This is a genomic window from Enterobacter sp. 5-4 (assembly GCF_000612205.1).
Classification (GTDB): Bacteria; Pseudomonadota; Gammaproteobacteria; order Enterobacterales; family Enterobacteriaceae; genus Enterobacter; species Enterobacter roggenkampii.
The window spans coordinates 1-17703 of the sequence record NZ_JFHW01000022.1; the positions used below are offsets into that span (position 1 = coordinate 1).

Genomic DNA, 17703 nt, shown 5'->3' on the forward strand with positions numbered 1-17703 from the left:
GGTTAGAATACCTGCCTGTCACGCAGGGGGTCGCGGGTTCGAGTCCCGTCCGTTCCGCCACTTATTAAAAGCCCTGAGCTAACGCTCAGGGCTTTTTTCTTATCTGACGTTTAATTATTGCGAAATCAGCAAAAATCCTCTGCATTTTGCGATCTTTTTCTCTATAACACCGCCAGCGATAATCGTCCTCAGTTTACGAACATAATGATTGAGGAATAGTATGACTCTCCCTGCATTTGGTTTGGGCACTTTCCGCCTGAAAGACGACGTTGTTATCGCATCAGTTAAAACCGCACTCGAACTGGGCTACCGTGCTGTTGATACGGCGCAGATCTATGAAAACGAAGCAGCCGTTGGACAAGCTCTCGAAGAGAGCGGTGTGCCGCGTAATGAGCTGTTTATTACCACGAAAATCTGGATTGAGAATCTCAGCAAAGACAAGCTGATCCCAAGCCTGAAAGAAAGCCTGAAAAAACTGCGTACTGACTACGTGGATCTGACGCTGGTCCACTGGCCATCACCGAACGATGCCGTCTCCGTGGAAGAATTCATGCAGGCGCTGCTGGAAGCGAAAAAACAGGGCTTAACGCGTGAAATTGGGATCTCCAACTTCACGATCCCGCTGATGGAAAAGGCCATTGCTGCTGTTGGCGCAGAAAATATTGCAACCAACCAGATTGAGCTCTCTCCATATCTGCAAAACCGCAAAGTGGTGGACTGGGCAAAACAGCATGGGATCCACATCACCTCATACATGACGCTGGCCTACGGTAAGGCACTGAAAGATGAGGTGATTATCCGTATCGCCGAGAAGCATAATGCGACGGCTGCGCAGGTCATTCTGGCATGGGCAATGGGTGAAGGGTATGCCGTGATCCCATCATCCACTAAGCGTGAAAACCTGGCGAGCAACCTGTTAGCAACGGATCTTCATCTGGATGCTGACGATAAAAAAGCGATCGCAGCCCTGGAGTGCAACGATCGCCTGGTCAGCCCGGAAGGCTTAGCGCCAAACTGGGATTAAGTTTGACCCACCCTCTGTAACCTGAACCCTCACACAGCTCCTCCGGGAGCTGTTTTTATATGTTCACTCAGAAAATCGATAAAGGCACGAATGCGCGTACTCACCGCTCTGTCGCTGTAATACACCGCGCTGAAAGGCATTTCGACTGGCAGGCGTTTATCGGCCATCAATTCCACCAGTTCACCCCGCGCAATCTCCTTATCAATCATATAGTCAGACAAACAGGCGATACCGTTGCCTTCAAGACACAATTGCTTCAGCGTCTCCCCGCTGTTGGACGACAACCCGCAGGTGATCTCATGCAACTGACCGTCAGGGCAGGCGACGGGCCAGGTATTTAGCGAAACGGGTTCCGTGAAGCCCAGGCACAAATGCTGTTTCAACTCCTCAACCGTCTCCGGTTTGCCATGTTCAGCAATATACTGTGGCGACGCGATAATTTTACGGTAGCTGGCAAACAGCGGGCGGGCCCGCAGGCTTGAATCGGTCAGCGTTCCGGCCCGGATCGCCACATCTACCTTTCGCTCGATGAGGTTAATAAACGTCTCGGACGAGACCAGAGAGAGCGTCATCTCCGGATAGCGTTCACGGAAAGGTTTGATTAGCGGCATCAGAAAGTGCAGCACAACCGGCGTGGCTGCATCAATGCGCAGTAACCCACGCGGCGTGCTGCGGGTCTCCATAATCTCGGTCTCTGCTGCGGCCATCTCCTGCAGTACCGACTGCACGCGGCGAAAATAACGCTCACCTTCCTCCGTCAGGCTCAGCTGCCGCGTCGTTCGGTTGAGCAGACTCACCCCAAGCTTCATCTCCAGCTTTTTTACCGAGCGGCTGATGGCTGAGTTAGCCTGTCCCAGCTGTTCGGCCGCGCGGCTAAAGCTGCCGCTTTCAACCACGGCGACAAAGATTGTCAGCTCTTCTGACGTTGCTTTCATTGTTGCACCACCCGCAAAATTCTATTGAGATTTTGACCATTTTTGTTATTTAAGCACTGACGCATACTGCCTGTCATCTTAATCCTGATGATACGGAGTATTTTATGCCACTGGCGCTACTTGCCCTGACGATCAGTGCCTTCGCAATTGGCACGACCGAATTTGTTATCGTGGGACTGGTTCCCACCATTGCTAACCAGCTTGCGATCTCGCTGCCCTCCGCCGGATTGCTGGTGTCTATCTATGCCCTGGGCGTTGCCGTCGGTGCGCCAGCCCTGACGGCCCTGACAGGACGTTTCCCACGTAAGCAGCTGTTAGTTGCACTGATGGTGCTGTTCACTGCTGGCAACATTCTGGCCTGGCAGGCGCCGGACTACACCACGCTGGTCATCGCTCGGCTGTTGACCGGCCTTGCTCACGGGGTGTTCTTCTCGATTGGTTCTACTATTGCAACCAGCCTGGTACCCAAAGAGAAAGCGGCATCCGCCATTGCGATCATGTTCGGTGGGTTGACCGTTGCACTCGTTACGGGCGTACCGTTGGGCACGTTTATCGGACAACACTTCGGCTGGCGTGAAACGTTCCTGGCCGTCTCCCTACTGGGCGTCATTGCCTTGGTGACCAGCCTGCTGCTGGTGCCGTCGAATATTCCAGGCCGGGCCAGCGCTAGCTTGAGCGATCAGCTGAAGGTACTTACGCATCCGCGTTTGCTGATCATCTACGCGGTTACGGCGCTGGGCTATGGTGGCGTATTCACTGCTTTTACCTTCCTGGCACCGATGATGCAGGACCTGGCGGGCTTCTCTACCAACGCCGTGAGCTGGATCTTGCTGGGGTACGGTATTTCCGTTGCGATTGGCAATATCTGGGGCGGCAAGCTTGCGGATAAGCATGGTGCGGTGCCGGCGCTGAAATTCATCTTCGCCGCGCTGGTTGTTCTGCTGATGATTTTCCAGTTCACCGCCTCGATACAGTACGCCGCGCTGGTCACGGTACTGGTCATGGGGATCTTCGCTTTTGGTAATGTGCCAGGGCTTCAGGTCTACGTTGTACAGAAAGCCGAGCTTTATACGCCAAATGCGGTGGACGTGGCATCGGGGCTGAACATTGCCGCATTTAATATTGGTATTGCGCTGGGTTCAATTATTGGCGGACAAACCGTCGAGCACTTCGGATTGACCCAGACCCCGTGGATTGGCGCGGTGATTGTCCTGATCGCCTTCCTGCTGATTGGCATGAGCGGACGTCTGGATAAGCCAGCCCGCGTTGCGCTGGGGTAACATCAGTAAGCGCTGGCTTACAAAACTGGAAAGCGGTTTCTCAGAAATTGCGTTGAAAGTGTGACCTAAAGTCCCTATAACATTAGAACCAGTCCGTTTTCCGGACTGGTTCATGTTACAGAGGCTGTTTCCAAAAGTGCGAAAAAATACCTATGCCATGCGTTATGTTGCCGGAATGCCCGCGGAGAGGATCTTGCCTCCGGGGTCGTTTGCGAGCATCAGTCAGGCATTACCCGCCGGCACACCGTTAAGCAGCGATGAAAAAATCCGCGTACTGGTGTGGAATATCTTTAAGCAGCAGCGTGCGGAGTGGTTATCGGTACTCAAGAATTTTGGCAAAGATGCCCATCTGGTTCTGCTCCAGGAGGCGCAAACCACCCCTGAGCTGGTCCGGTTTGCCACCACTCACTATCTTGCCGCCGACCAGGTACCGGCCTTTGTTCTGCCTCAGCACCCCTCGGGGGTGATGACGCTTTCAGCAGCACATCCGGTCTATTGTTGTCCATTGCGCGAACGCGAGCCTATCCTGCGTCTGGCGAAATCGGCACTGGTGACGGTCTATCCACTGCCGGATACCCGTATGCTGATGGTCGTGAATATCCACGCGGTAAACTTCAGCCTGGGCGTGGATGTTTATAGCAAGCAGTTACTTCCGATCGGCGATCAGATTGCGCATCACAGTGGGCCGATCATTATGGCCGGTGATTTCAATGCCTGGAGCCGCCCGCGCATGAATGCGCTGTACCGCTTTGCGCGCGAAATGTCGCTGCGTGAAGTCCGTTTTAGCGATGACCAGCGCAAAAAAGCCTTTGGTCGTCCTCTCGATTTTGTCTTCTACCGTGGTTTAAGCGTACACGACGCCTCTGTGCTGGTGACGCGCGCCTCCGATCATAACCCTCTACTAGTCGAATTCAGTCCCGGCAAACCTGATAAATAATGGTGTGTCAGGTCTGCCGTGGGGCAGACCTGCGCGGGTGCTGCCCTTCTATTTTTAACCCACAAAGGACAGTACGATGACAACAACACACTCCCATCATGACAACGTAGAAAAACAGTTTGGTTCTCAGGCAAATGCCTATCTGAGCAGCGCCGTGCACGCTTCAGGTCGCGATCTGGTGCGTCTCGGTGAACGTCTGTCGGCATTCCCGCAGGCGCACGTGCTGGATTTAGGCTGCGGGGCAGGGCATGCCAGCTTCACGGCTGCGCAGCAGGTGGCGCACGTAACCGCATATGACTTATCCAGCCAGATGCTGGAGGTGGTTGCTGAAGCGGCGAAAGCGAAGGGACTGGGCAACATTGATACGCGTCAGGGCTATGCCGAATCCTTACCTTTTGATGATGCCTCGTTTGAGGTGGTGATCAGCCGTTATTCCGCGCACCACTGGCATGATGTTGGCCAGGCATTACGCGAAGTCAAACGCGTTCTGAAGCCGGGTGGCATCTTCATTATTATGGATGTCATGTCGCCTGGGCATCCGGTACGTAATATCTGGCTGCAGACGGTGGAAGCGCTGCGCGACACCTCCCATGTGCAAAACTACGCCAGCGGAGAGTGGTTATCGCTTATCACGGAAGCGGGGCTGATCGCGCGTTCGTTAATCACAGACCGTTTACCGCTGGAGTTTAGCTCGTGGATAGCGCGTATGCGCACCCCGGAAGCATTAAGCCAGGCTATCAGGCTGTATCAGGAGAGTGCGTCGGCAGAGGTGAAGGCGTACTTTGAACTGCAGGACGATGGTTCATTTACCAGCGATACCATCATGGCGGAAGCGCAAAAAGCGGGATAAACAAAAAAGGCACCGAGGGGAATCGGTGCCTTTTTATCTTTCGGTCGTGTTATCAGGAGTCTGGCGTCGCGCTGTTCTTCACAAACAGCGTTAGCTGGTCGCCCGGTTTCAGATTGTCAGTATCGTTGTTCCAGCGCATCACATCTTTGATGTTCACGCCGTGACGTTTTGCGATACTGGACAGCGAATCACCCTTGCGCACGCGATAGGTAATGCTATCGCTGTTGCTGGCGAGACGCTGTGCGCTGCTACCTGCACCCACCGTCAGAGTTTGACCCACTTTCAGGCCTGAACTGCGCAGGTTATTCCACTGCTGCAGATCTTTCGCATTCACGCCAAGACGTGACGCAATGCCCGAAAGCGTATCACCTGAACGAACCTTATAGCTGCGGCTGTTAACTGATGATGCATCCGCGATCAGCGTTGACTGAACGGCGGCGATTTCACCCGAAGCTAAAGACTCACGTAACTGCTCAGCATGTTTCTGCGGAACCATTACATACTGCGGGCCACTCGCCCCCAGCGTTGAGCCTTTAACGCCAGCATTAAAGGTTTTCAATTTACTTACCGACATACCCGTCATATCAGCAACCTGTTGAATATCAACCGGATTGCTGAGGCGAACACGCGCCAGTGCACGACTTTCGTCTGGTGTTGGCAGTTGTACACCGTAACGCTTGCTGTTCTTGAGAATATCGCTCAAAGCCAGCATTTTCGGTACGTAAATCTTTGTTTCCTGTGGCAGTGAGAGCGACCAAAAATCGGTGGATTTACCCCGTGCTTTATTCGCTTTCATTGCCTTCAGTACACGACCTTCGCCGCTATTGTACGCTGCGACCGTTAACAGCCAGTCGCCGTCAAACATCTTGTTCAGACGTTGCATCATGTCGAGAGCGGCTGTCGTTGAAGCGACAACATCGCGACGCGCATCATAGTTGCGGGTCTGTTTCAGACCATAGTTTCGCCCGGTGCTCGGAATGATCTGCCAAATGCCTGCGGCATTGGCGCCAGACGTCGCGTGTGGGTCAAAAGCGCTCTCCACTATGGGTAGGAGTACCAGCTCCATAGGCATGTTACGTTTCTTAACTTGCCCGGCTATCCAGTACATATACGGCTCTGCCCGTAACGTTACATCGTGGAGATAGCTCTTATTACTTAAATACTTCTGTTTCTGTTCGCGAATCCGGCTGTTTTCCGGAATTCCCATCTTTAGCTCGTCGCCAATAGAGGTCCACAAGTCTTGCTCCTGCGCGAAAGATGTCCCATCGTCCATCCAGCGCGCCGAACTTGTAAACTTCCCTGCTTCCCCTTGACCAGCTGCAGAAAGGCTCTGTGCGTGCTGTTGTACGTTGCTGCCGTTCTGCGACTGGCAACCTACAAGCAGGACAGAGGCGAGTAATATCGCTTTTGCCTTCATGTGTGTGTCAATAGTTGCTTAAAAGACGAGCGATGATAACGGCGAATTTTTGAAAAGGCAACCAGCAATTATCTGAAGTTATCTTTCTTTGACCTTAACCATGCAAATCGCTGTTCTGGTTGTTGCAAATTTGTTTCTTGGTTAATTTTGCTAATTAAATCAATATCATCTGTTCGCAAAAATAAATTAATTTGGCGCTCGTTTTTCAGAATTACGGGGAGTGTGTTTTGGTTTTTTGCACGTAACTCCTTCACTTTGTGATAATAATCCTGAATCGCCCGATCCTCAGGCAACAGGCTGACGGCAAACTTCATATTTCCTAATGTATACTCATGTGCGCAACAAATAACGGTGTCATCGGGTAATGCGTTAATCTTCTGTAAAGACTGATACATTTGCGCTGGTGTTCCTTCAAACAGCCTTCCGCAGCCCCCTGAGAACAGCGTGTCACCGCAAAAAAGATAAGGCTTACTGTAGAAACACAGATGTCCCATAGTGTGACCCGGTGTGGCAAATACGGAAAACTCCCACTCACGTATGAGGATTTTTTCGCCTTCTTCGACTACTTGCGTGACACCCTTATCTTGTGCCTCTGACGGTCCGTAAACCACAACATGCGGAAAATGGGTACGCAGTTCAGGTACACCGCCCGTATGATCGTTATGGTGATGCGTCAACAGAATAGCTTCCGGCTGCCAGCCGTTCTCTTCTATTGCGCGCAGTACGGGGGCGGATTCTCCGGGATCGACAATGACGCATCGACGTTCATCGTCAACCAAAACCCAGATGTAATTGTCCTCAAAAGCAGAAATACTGATAAGATTCATACATTACCTCTTATAGCGTGGCGGGTGTGTTGATGAAACCGGCAAGGATACCTCAGACTGTCGCAGCACCGGAACGTTGGGCGGAACTGCCCTGGGGTGAATACTATCGCGAGGCGTTAGAGCAACAGCTGAAGCCCTGGCTCGCGAAAATGTATGGCTTTCACCTGCTTAAGATTGGCAATCTCAGCGCGGAAATCAATACCGAAAGCTGCGCTATCTCGCATCAGGTGAACGTCTCTCTCGGCGGATCGCCGGTTCAGGTGAAAGCAGACCCGTTACATCTGCCGTTTGCGGAAAAATCCGTTGATGCGTGTTTGCTCGCACATACGTTACCCTGGTGCAGCGATCCGCACCGTCTGCTTCGCGAAGCCGATCGCGTGCTGATTGATGACGGCTGGCTGGTGCTGAGCGGATTCAACCCGCTGAGCCTGATGGGCCTGCGAAAGCTGGTACCGGTGCTGCGCCGGACGCCGCCTTACAACAGCCGGATGTTCACCATGATGCGCCAGCTCGACTGGCTGTCACTGCTTAACTTCGAAGTGCTCTGCTACGGCGGCTTTCAGGTGCTGCCCTGGGCACGGCAGGGGGGCGTCTTGTTGAGCACGCATTTGCCTGCCTTAGGCTGCATGCAGTTTATCGTCGCGCGTAAGCGAACCATTCCCCTAACGCTTAATCCCATGAAGCAGAGCAAATCGAAAACACCGATCCGCCAGACCGTTGGCGCCACGCGGCAGTACAGAAAGCCCTGATCAGGATTCAGGCTGATAACCCGCGTCCTCATGCGCAGGGTTAGCGGCTGCCGCACGCGCCAGTTCGTCACAGCGTTCGTTTTCCGGATGACCGGCGTGCCCTTTAACCCACTCCCACTTGATCTGGTGCTGTCCCAGGGCGGCATCAAGCCGTTTCCAGAGATCGACGTTCTTGACCGGTTTCTTATCGGCAGTCTTCCAGCCGCGTTTTTTCCAGTTATGGATCCACTGGGTAATTCCCTGACGAACGTACTGGCTGTCGGTACTTAACACCACGTCACAATGTTCTTTTAACGCCTCCAGCGCCACAATGGCCGCCATGAGCTCCATCCGGTTGTTGGTGGTCAGAAAATAGCCTTCGCTAAAAGTTTTTTCATGCTGGCGATAACGCATAATCGCGCCGTAGCCGCCGGGACCCGGGTTGCCGAGACAAGATCCATCGGTGAAAATTTCTACCTGTTTACGCATCTCTGGTAGACTTCCTGTATTTGAAACGTTCAGTTAAACGATAAGTCTGACATAAATGACCGCTATGAGCACTGCAATTACTCGCCAGATCGTCCTCGATACCGAAACCACCGGTATGAACCAGATTGGCGCGCACTACGAAGGGCATAAGATCATTGAGATCGGTGCCGTTGAAGTGGTGAACCGTCGTCTTACGGGGAACAACTTCCACGTCTATCTCAAGCCCGATCGGCTGGTGGATCCCGAAGCGTTCGGCGTTCACGGTATTGCCGATGAGTTCTTGCTGGATAAGCCGACTTTTGCGGACGTGGCTGACGAATTCCTGGAATACATCAGGGGCGCTGAGCTTGTTATCCATAACGCCTCGTTCGATATCGGCTTTATGGATTATGAATTCAGCAAGCTTAATCGTGATATCCCGAAGACGAACACCTTCTGTAAGGTGACAGACAGTCTGGCGCTGGCGAGGAAAATGTTCCCCGGCAAGCGTAACAGCCTGGATGCACTGTGTTCGCGCTACGAGATAGATAATACCAAACGAACGCTCCACGGGGCGTTGCTCGATGCCCAGATCCTCGCCGATGTCTATCTGACGATGACCGGTGGGCAGACGTCTATGAAGTTCAGTATGGAAAATGAGTCGCAGCAAACGCAGGGCGAAGCGGGTATTCAGCGTGTCGTCCGTCAGGCAAGTCGGCTGCGGGTTGTTTTAGCCAGTGATGAAGAGCTGCTTAATCACGAATCCCGTCTTGATCTGGTGCAAAAGAAGGGCGGCAGCTGTCTCTGGCGTGCCTGAAAAAACGCCGGAACGCCTGTAAAATCATCGTTTGGGCGATTTTTGCAGCAAACGATTCAAAACGCGAGAAAAAGCGTTGACGAGATCGGAGGCGCACCGTAATATGCGCCTCGTTCCCCAAACGGGAACAGTGGAGCGGTAGTTCAGTCGGTTAGAATACCTGCCTGTCACGCAGGGGGTCGCGGGTTCGAGTCCCGTCCGTTCCGCCACTATTCAGAAGGCCTGAATCAGAAATGATTCAGGCCTTCGTCGTTTCAGCCAGCTGTGATTCCATTCCCTCTCTTCTGACTTGTAGTTAACAAAAAGTTAATATCAATAGTGCAATTAATTAACAATTGCACATCATTAGTGCATTCTTTGCACTGTTGTTGTGCATTTTTCCACCGCCGGCTATTCAGGCACGAGTCAGATTGTGTCTCTCTGTAAAAAAGAATTCATACAGAATCATCTGCTTATAACCCGCTATGCAAAAAATTACTGAACCAATTGCAGATTGGTTTGGTTATTGCTTAATCATTAGCACGATAAGCGTCATTCCATATCAATAACTTATCGTTAATAAAAATAAAGCAATGATGAAAGCGAGCGAACCAATATGGAAAAACCGTCACGGTTTCTGGCCAATTCCAGCACCGCGCTTGAGCAGTTGCGCGGGCTAATCAACCAGCATGAGTCAACACCAGGCATTCCGCTGCCCACGGAACGTGAGCTGTCGGACACTCTCGGCGTAGGACGACGTGAAGTCCGTCGTGCGCTGGACGTGCTGGAAGAAGAGGGGCGTATCTGGCGTAAGCAGGGCAAAGGGACCTTTATCGGCCCGTCAGCACCTGTTGAACCGCTGGCCCTTCAGGGATTGGTTCAGCAAACCAACCTTCTGGAAGTGATGGAAGCTCGTCTGCAGCTCGAACCCGGCTTAGCCCGGCTTGCGGCACTGCGTGCCACCAGGGAAAACCTCGCGCTCATGCAGCGCATGCTGGAACGCATCGACAAAGTCAGCCCGGATGACCGCGATCTCAACGAACTGTGGGATAGCGCTTTTCACCGCGCCATTGCGGAAGCGGCGGGCAACCGCCTGATGCTCGGCCTGTTTGATGCCATTGATGCCGTGCGGCGTGAACCGGGCTGGCAGCATCTGCGCGAACTGGCACGCACCCCCGAGCGTGTCGATAGCTATAACGACCACCACCACAAGATCATGGCTGCCATTATCCATCGCCAGCCTAACGAGGCCGCGACCGCGATGCGCGAACACCTGCTCAGCCTGCAAACCGCCCTGATTCAGGCGATCCACCTCGAGGACGACTTCACGCCATGACGACAATCCCCTTTAAGGACGCCACGCCCGTATTGCAAGTAAAAAATCTCAACGTTACGTTCGCGGGCTCGCCGGTAAGCGTGCTTGACGGTATCTCGTTGACCGTCAGGGCGGGCGAAACGCTGGCGCTGGTGGGAGAATCCGGCTGTGGGAAAAGTATCACCTCCCTGGCGCTGATGGGGTTATTGCCCGCCAGCGCACGGATCGTCAGCGGGGAGATGCAGTTTCGTCGCCACGATCTGCGCAAGCTCTCGCCGCGGGAATATGCCGATCTGCGCGGTAGCGAGCTGGCGATGATTTTCCAGGAGCCGATGACCTCGCTCAATCCGGCGTTTACGCTGGGCGATCAGCTGAGCGAGGCGGTTATGCGTCATCAGGACGTCTCGCGCGCAGAGGCGATGAAGATCGCGCTGCAGATCCTTGAGAAAGTGCAGATTCCGGCAGCAGAGATGCGATTGAAAGCCTATCCCCACCAGCTTTCCGGCGGCATGCGCCAGCGCGTGATGATAGCCATGGCGCTGATCAATCATCCTAAATTATTGATTGCCGACGAGCCGACCACCGCGCTCGACGTCACCATCCAGGCGCAAATCCTCGCCTTACTCAACACCTTGAAAGAGGAAACCGGCACGGCGGTGCTGATGATCACCCACGATTTAGGCGTGGTGGCCGAAGTGGCGCAGCAGGTGGCGGTGATGTATGCCGGACAGGTGGTAGAGCAGGGGAGCGTCGAGGCGATATTTGCCGACCCGCAGCACCCGTACACCATCGGCCTGATGGGCTCGATCCCCTCCCTTAGCGCACGCAAGGGCCCGCTTTCCACTATTCCCGGATCGGTCCCGCTGCCGGAATCCATGCCGCAAGGCTGCCGTTTCGCAACGCGCTGCCCGTTTGCGCAGTCGCGCTGCCATGACGAAAAACCGCCGCTCACCACGCTCGGCGCGGGCCATCGGGTTGCCTGCTTCCGCGTGCCGCTCGAACACCACATCGCCCTGGGAGAGACCGCATGACCACGCCCATTCTGGAAGCTCGGGACCTCAGCAAGCTGTTCCCCGGCCCGAAAAAACTCTTTACCCCCGCCCGGTTTGTGACGGCGGTCGATCGCGTGTCGCTTGCCGTGATGCCGGGCGAAACGCTGGCGATTGTCGGCGAGTCCGGTTCCGGAAAATCCACGCTTGGCCGCCTGCTGCTGCGCCTGCTGGCCGCCAGCGAAGGACGCGTGTTTTATCAGGGGGAGGAAATTACCCACGCCACAGGCGCCCGTCTGAACCAGCTCCGGCGCGAGCTGCAGATTATTTTTCAGGATCCTTTTGCCTCGCTGAATCCGCGCATGACGGTGGAGCAGATCGTCGGTGAGCCGCTGTGGCTGCACCAGAACATGAAGAAAGGGGACCGGCAGCACCGCGTTGCCGAACTGCTTAAGACCGTGGGCCTGCCCGCCGCCTGGGCCGGGCGCTACCCGCACGAGTTTTCCGGCGGGCAGCGCCAGCGTATCGGCATTGCGCGCGCGCTGGCCTCAGGACCAAAGCTGCTGCTGGGCGATGAGCCGGTATCCGCGCTGGATGTGTCGGTGCAGGCGCAGGTGGTCAATTTACTGGAAAGCCTGAAGCACCAGCTGGGGCTGACGATGGTGATTGTCGCCCACGGTCTGGCTGTTATTCGCCATATGAGCTACCGCGTGGCGGTCATGTACCTCGGGCAAATCGTCGAGCTTGCCAGCGTCGATGAGATCTTTGACGCACCGCTGCACCCCTATACCCAGGCGCTGATCGCCTCGGCGCCGCAGATGCAGCCGGGCGCTGAACGCGACGCGCCGCTGCTGCAGGGGGACTTACCGAACCCGGCCAGTCCGCCGTCCGGCTGCCGTTTCCACACCCGCTGCCCGTACGTCACCGACGAATGCCGTCAGGTCGAGCCGATTAATCAGGTGCTCGACGGCGGGCGTCAGGTTGCCTGTCATCGCTGGCAGGAGATCAACCGCGATCGCAGCGTTATCCAGATCGCACCGCCATCCGCTGCGTTTCTGCGCCGCCGCGCGCTGTTTGAACACGCGGCCACCCACTCGTCCCTTCCTTCAAGGAACTCATGATAATGACAATGCGTAATTCTCTTTTGACCGTACTGGGAAGTGTTATGTTGCTTGGCGCGGCGCTGCCCGCCCATTCTGAAAGTGTGCTGCGTATTGGCCTGGGGGCTGACCCGGACATGCTCGACCCGCATCTGGCGCGCACCTACTATGGCCGCTTCGTCTTTGCCTCCCTGTGCGACAGGCTGGTGGATGTGGATGAAAACCTGAAGGTCGTCCCAGGTCTGGCCAAAGACTGGGCGTGGAGTGACGACGGTAAAACCCTGACGCTCAACCTGCGCGAAGGCGTGACCTTCCACGACGGTGAGAAATTCGATGCCGCCGCGGCAAAATACAACCTCGACCGCGCCCTGACCTTAAAAGGCTCCCTGCGTAAAAGCGAGATCTCCTCCGTTGAATCGGTCGAGGTCACCGGTCCGATGCAGATTGCCCTGCACCTGAAAACGCCGGATGCGGCACTGCTGATGCAGCTCACCGACCGTGCGGGCGCGATGATGGCCCCTGAAGCGGCAAAAAAGCCTGACTTTGCCGCCCATCCGGTCTGTTCCGGCCCGTATAAATTCGACAGCCGCGTGTCCCAGGACCGCATCGTTCTGACCCGCTTCGACAACTACTGGAACAAAGACGCCTACCACTTCGACAAAATCATCTATCTGCCGATCCCGGATGCCTCCGTGCGCCTCGCGAACCTGCGCGCGGGCGATCTTGATCTGACCGAAGGCATCGCCGCCAGCGACGTTAAAACCGTCGAAGCCGACAGCAAGCTGGCGCTGGCGAAGGTGACCGGTCTGGGCTATCAGGGCATCACTTTCAACATCAATAACGGCAAGGTGCCCGCCAACGATCCGTTCAAGGACGCTCGAGTACGCGAAGCGTTTTCTCAGGCCATCGACCGCGATGCGCTAAATCAGGTGGTCTTTGAAGGGTTGTATACGCCAGCCAACCAGGCGTTTTCCACGGTGAGTCCGTATCACGTCAACCTGCCGGTCCCGCCGCGTGACGTCGATAAAGCCAAAGCCCTGCTCAAAGCGGCAGGCGTCACCGCGCCGCTGACCGTCAACCTGCTGGTGCCGAACAACCCAACCTCGCAGCAGGTGGGGCAGGTGCTGCAGGCGATGGTCGCCGAGGCGGGCTTTAACCTGAACCTGCAGATGACCGAATTCGCCACGCTGCTGGACCGCCAGCAGAGCGGGGACTATCAGCTGAGCTTCTCCGGCTGGTCGGGGCGCCCGGATCCGGACGGCAGCATCTACGGCTTTATCAACAGCAAAGGCACCCTGAACGACGGCCGCTACAGCAACGCGCAGGTCGATGAGTGGCTGACCCAGGCGCGCCAGAGTACCGACCAGGCCGCGCGCCAGCCGCTGTACGACAAGGTGGTGAAGCAGCTGCAAACCGACATGCCGATTGCCTACCTCTACTTCGAGCCGCGTATTTTTGGCCTGAACAAAAGCGTGCAGGGCTTTAAGCCGTACCCGGACGGCATCGTGCGTCTGGCTGGCTTAACGCTTGCGAAATAAGTGTCCTGAGGAGAGCCCATGCTGGAACTGATTTGCAAACGTCTGCTGCTGGCCGTCCCGACGCTGTTGCTGGTGAGCATGATGGTGTTTGGGCTGCAAAAGCTGCTGCCTGGCGACCCGCTGATCGCCATGGCAGGCGAGGAGCGCGACCCGGCAGTTATCGCTCAGCTGCGTGCGGAGCTGAACCTCGATGCCCCGATCCCGGTGCAGTATTTCCACTGGCTGACGCGGGCGCTGCAGGGCGATCTGGGCGTCTCCTTACGCACGCACGAGCCGGTGACGCAGCTGATTGCCAGCAAGCTACCGGTGACGCTTGAGCTGTCGCTGCTGGCGATGATTATCGCGCTGGTGTTTGGCATCAGCATGGGGATCCTCGCGGCGGTGAACAAAAACAGCTGGGTCGATCACGGGGCGAACTTCGTGGCGATCTCGGGGATCTCGATCCCGCACTTCTGGCTGGGGATCCTGCTGATTCTGGTCTTTTCGGTAAACCTGCAGTGGCTACCCGCGTCCGGCTACGTGCCGTTCAGTGAAGATCCGCTCCAGAACCTGCGCACGCTGCTGCTGCCCGCGTCCGTGCTCGGAACGGGCCTGGCGGCAACGCTGATGCGCCACACCCGCGCCTCGATGATTGCGGTACTGAAGGCGGACTACATCCGCACCGCGCGGGCGAAAGGGCTGCTGCCGAAGGCGGTGATCTTAAAGCACGCCTTTCGCAACGCGCTGGTGCCGGTGATCACCCTCACCACGCTGCTGTTTGGCGAACTGCTGGGCGGCGCGGTGCTGACCGAGCAGGTTTTCACCATTCCGGGCTTCGGCAAGATGATCGTCGATTCGGTATTTAACCGTGATTACGCGGTGGTGCAGGGCGTGGTGCTGATCGTCGCCATCGGCTTCCTGATGCTCAACCTGCTGGCCGACGTGCTTTACGTCCTTATCAACCCGAAAATGCGAGGCTAACGATGGCGGAAATGACGACACAAACCGTTGTGCCCGCACTGCCGCGGGCGCAAAACCGGGTATTGAAAAAATTCCTCGCCAATAAAAGCGCGGTCATTGGCGCGGCAGTGGTGGGATTCTTTGTGCTGGTGGCGCTGCTGGCGCCGTGGATCGCCCCGTTCGACCCGGTCAAAGCCAACTTCCTGGCGGTGCGCAAAGCGCCGTCGGCGATGTACTGGTTCGGCACCGACGAGCTGGGGCGAGACATCCTATCCCGCATTATCTGGGGGGCGCGCACCTCGCTGATGGCGGGCTGTATGTCTGTGGTGATTGCCGTGGTTATCGGCGTACCGCTGGGGCTGGTGGCGGGTTACTTCCAGAAGATCTGGGACGGCGTCATCTCGCGCGTGATCGAGGCGCTGCTGGCCTGCCCGTTCCTGATCATGGCGATCGCGCTGGGGGCGTTTTTGGGCCCGAGCCTGACCAACGCGATGATCGCCATCGGCCTTTCCGCGATGCCGATCTTCGCCCGCCTGACGCGCGGCCAGGTGATCGCCATTCGCAACGAAGAGTACATCGACGGCGCGCGGGCAATTGGCCTGCCGGATCGCTGGATCATCATCAAATACGTTCTGCCCAACGTGATGTCGCCGATTCTGGTGCAGGCCACGTTGGCGATTGCCTCGGCGATAATCGCTGAAGCCAGCCTGTCGTTTTTGGGGCTGGGACAGCAGCCGCCCAATCCCTCCTGGGGCTCCATGCTCAACACCGCCAAAGGTTTTCTTGAACAGGCTCCGTGGATGTCCATTTTCCCCGGCGTGGCGATTTTCCTTGCCGTGCAGGGCTTTAATTTACTCGGCGACGGGCTGCGCGATGCGCTCGATCCGCGCCACGACTAAGGAGTCATGATGACCAAAGCGCTTGATTTTACGTCCGGTTACGCTTCACGCCGCCCGCCGATGCTGGGCCATAACGCCGTTGCGACGTCTCAGCCGCTGGCGGCTCAGGCGGGAATGAAGATGCTGCAGCTGGGGGGGAATGCCGTGGATGCGGCCATAGCCGCCGCCATGGCGCTGACGGTGGTCGAGCCGACCGGCAACGGGATCGGCAGCGACGCCTTTGCTATCGTCTGGGACGGTGAAAAGCTGCACGGCCTGAACGCCTCAGGTCGTTCGCCTGCGAGCTGGCATGCGGATCTGTTTGCCGGAAAAACCGCGGTGCCCGAAATCGGCTGGGACGCGGTGACCGTGCCGGGGGCGGTATCCGGCTGGGTCGCCCTGGCGGAACGCTTCGGCTCGCTGCCGCTGACCACCCTGGCGCAGCCCGCCATTGACTACGCGCGCAACGGCTTCCCGGTCTCCCCGCTGATTGGGCATCTCTGGCAGCGCGGCTATAACAAGCTGAAAGATCAGCCGGGCTTCAGCGCCTGTTTCGCCCCGGAAGGCCGCGCCCCGCGGGTGGGGGGGATCTTCCGTAACCCGGCGCAGGCGAACTCGCTTGAGCTGATTGCCCGCACCAACGGCGAAGCCTTTTACCGCGGTGAGCTGGCGCAGAAAATTGCCGCCTTCGCCAGAGAGCATGGCGCGCACCTGACGGCCGAGGATCTGGCCAACCACCGCGTGGACTGGGTAGAACTGCTGTCACGCGACTTTGCGGGCGGCTCGGTGCAGGAGCTGCCGCCGAACGGGCAGGGGATCGCCACGCTGATTGCGCTCGGCATTCTTGAGCAGTGCGGCATTGAGAAGCATCATCCGGATTCCGTGCAGTCTCTGCATCTCTCTATCGAGGCAATGAAGCTGGCGCTGGCGGATCTCGACCGCTACGTGGCAGACGAAGCACACATGGCGTTCGCGGCGAAAGAGCTGCTGAGCGACCATTATCTGAAGTCGCGTGCGGCGCTGATCAACCACGACAGCGCGTCCGATTTTGTCTACGGTTCCCCGACGCAGAGCGGCACGGTCTACATCAGCACCGCGGACGCCAGCGGGATGATGGTCTCGTTTATTCAGTCCAACTATATGGGCTTCGGTTCAGGCATTGTGGTGCCGGATACCGGGATCAGCCTGCAAAACCGGGGCTGTGGCTTTGTGCTGGATCCAAATCACCCGAACGCGCTGGCGGGCAGCAAGCGTCCGTTCCACACCATCATTCCGGGCTTTGCGATGGACGGCAACGGCCAGCCGCTGATGTCCTTCGGCGTGATGGGCGGCCCGATGCAGGCGCAGGGGCACATGCAGATGGCGCTGCGCATCATGCTGCACGGGCAAAACCCGCAGGCGGCAATCGATGCGCCGCGCTGGCGCGTGGTGCAGGGCAGGGAGGTGATCGTTGAATCGACGTTCGATCGCAACACGATTGCCGCGCTGCGCGAGCGCGGGCATCAGATCGTGGTGGAAGATCCGCTTCAGGATTACAACTTCGGTGGTGCGCAGGTGATTTACCGCCTGCCGGAAGGACACTACGTGGCCGCGACGGAAAGCCGCAAAGACGGGCAGGCGTTGGTGAGTTAAAAGAAGCGAGCAACATTGGTAGGCCGGGTAAGGCGTAGCCGCCACCCGGC

Annotated in this window: 17 protein-coding genes and 1 tRNA gene; 14 read left to right on the top strand and 4 right to left on the bottom strand. The window is 56.7% G+C overall.

Annotated elements, in window-relative coordinates; translation table 11 throughout:
- Nucleotides 1-220: 220 nt before the first annotated feature.
- Entirely contained in the window at nt 221-1024 is an 804-nt protein-coding gene (dkgB, locus tag AA74_RS0113530) for a 2,5-didehydrogluconate reductase DkgB (protein ID WP_008500284.1), read from the top strand.
- Nucleotides 1025-1053: 29 nt separating this feature from the next.
- Here dkgB and yafC read toward each other — a convergent pair whose 3' ends face one another.
- Complete coding sequence (gene yafC / locus AA74_RS0113535; protein WP_021242864.1) at nt 1054-1959, bottom strand: DNA-binding transcriptional regulator YafC; 906 nt, start codon at nt 1957-1959, stop codon at nt 1054-1056.
- A 104-nt stretch (nt 1960-2063) separates the two neighbouring features.
- On the opposite strand from yafC, the gene AA74_RS0113540 reads away from it, so the two are divergent.
- The 3 genes from AA74_RS0113540 (at nt 2064) to AA74_RS0113550 (ending at nt 5026) form a co-directional block, all read left to right on the top strand.
- Entirely contained in the window at nt 2064-3239 is a 1176-nt protein-coding gene (locus tag AA74_RS0113540) for an MFS transporter (RefSeq protein WP_025912578.1), read from the top strand.
- A 136-nt stretch (nt 3240-3375) separates the two neighbouring features.
- Nucleotides 3376-4176, top strand: coding sequence for an endonuclease/exonuclease/phosphatase family protein (locus AA74_RS0113545; RefSeq protein WP_025912579.1), 801 nt, complete (start codon nt 3376-3378; stop codon nt 4174-4176).
- A 76-nt stretch (nt 4177-4252) separates the two neighbouring features.
- Nucleotides 4253-5026 carry a class I SAM-dependent methyltransferase gene (locus tag AA74_RS0113550; protein ID WP_023343407.1) on the top strand — a complete coding sequence of 258 codons (774 nt, stop codon included), beginning with the start codon at nt 4253-4255 and terminating at the stop codon, nt 5024-5026.
- A 52-nt stretch (nt 5027-5078) separates the two neighbouring features.
- Here the strand turns inward: AA74_RS0113550 and mltD are convergent, their stop codons facing one another.
- Together mltD and gloB are read right to left on the bottom strand one after the other, a co-directional pair.
- A complete protein-coding gene (mltD, locus tag AA74_RS0113555) occupies nt 5079-6443 on the bottom strand; it encodes a murein transglycosylase D (RefSeq protein ID WP_023293221.1) in 1365 nt (454 codons plus the stop codon).
- Nucleotides 6444-6511: 68 nt separating this feature from the next.
- Nucleotides 6512-7270, bottom strand: coding sequence for a hydroxyacylglutathione hydrolase (gene gloB, locus AA74_RS0113560; RefSeq protein ID WP_025912580.1), 759 nt, complete (start codon nt 7268-7270; stop codon nt 6512-6514).
- Nucleotides 7271-7302: 32 nt separating this feature from the next.
- Here gloB and AA74_RS0113565 point away from each other — a divergent pair, with 32 nt between their 5' ends.
- Nucleotides 7303-8019, top strand: a complete 717-nt coding sequence (locus AA74_RS0113565; RefSeq protein ID WP_008500277.1) for a class I SAM-dependent methyltransferase — start codon at nt 7303-7305, stop codon at nt 8017-8019.
- On the opposite strand, the gene rnhA is transcribed toward AA74_RS0113565, so the two are convergent.
- Nucleotides 8020-8487, bottom strand: a complete 468-nt coding sequence (gene rnhA, locus AA74_RS0113570) for a ribonuclease HI (RefSeq protein ID WP_008500276.1) — start codon at nt 8485-8487, stop codon at nt 8020-8022.
- Between the two features lie 64 nt (nt 8488-8551).
- Here rnhA and dnaQ point away from each other — a divergent pair, with 64 nt between their 5' ends.
- From dnaQ to AA74_RS0113615, 9 genes are all read left to right on the top strand, one after another.
- Entirely contained in the window at nt 8552-9283 is a 732-nt protein-coding gene (gene dnaQ, locus AA74_RS0113575) for a DNA polymerase III subunit epsilon (RefSeq protein WP_025912581.1), read from the top strand.
- Between the two features lie 132 nt (nt 9284-9415).
- Nucleotides 9416-9492: transfer RNA gene (locus AA74_RS0113580), tRNA-Asp, on the top strand.
- Nucleotides 9493-9878: 386 nt separating this feature from the next.
- Complete coding sequence (locus AA74_RS0113585) at nt 9879-10598, top strand: FadR/GntR family transcriptional regulator (protein ID WP_025912582.1); 720 nt, start codon at nt 9879-9881, stop codon at nt 10596-10598.
- A complete protein-coding gene (locus AA74_RS0113590; protein ID WP_023326737.1) occupies nt 10595-11608 on the top strand; it encodes an ABC transporter ATP-binding protein in 1014 nt (337 codons plus the stop codon). Before AA74_RS0113585 ends, AA74_RS0113590 begins: the two co-directional genes overlap by 4 nt.
- Nucleotides 11605-12687: an ABC transporter ATP-binding protein gene (locus tag AA74_RS0113595; protein ID WP_025912583.1), complete on the top strand. Its 1083-nt coding sequence runs from the start codon at nt 11605-11607 to the stop codon at nt 12685-12687. The genes AA74_RS0113590 and AA74_RS0113595 overlap by 4 nt, the downstream gene beginning before the upstream one ends.
- A gap of 2 nt (nt 12688-12689) precedes the next feature.
- Nucleotides 12690-14204: an ABC transporter substrate-binding protein gene (locus AA74_RS0113600; RefSeq protein ID WP_023343412.1), complete on the top strand. Its 1515-nt coding sequence runs from the start codon at nt 12690-12692 to the stop codon at nt 14202-14204.
- 18 nt (nt 14205-14222) lie between these two features.
- Nucleotides 14223-15164: an ABC transporter permease gene (locus AA74_RS0113605; RefSeq protein WP_008500268.1), complete on the top strand. Its 942-nt coding sequence runs from the start codon at nt 14223-14225 to the stop codon at nt 15162-15164.
- Nucleotides 15165-15166: 2 nt separating this feature from the next.
- Complete coding sequence (locus tag AA74_RS0113610; protein WP_008500267.1) at nt 15167-16042, top strand: ABC transporter permease; 876 nt, start codon at nt 15167-15169, stop codon at nt 16040-16042.
- Nucleotides 16043-16051: 9 nt separating this feature from the next.
- Nucleotides 16052-17653, top strand: coding sequence for a gamma-glutamyltransferase family protein (locus AA74_RS0113615; protein WP_025912584.1), 1602 nt, complete (start codon nt 16052-16054; stop codon nt 17651-17653).
- Nucleotides 17654-17703 lie beyond the last annotated feature (50 nt).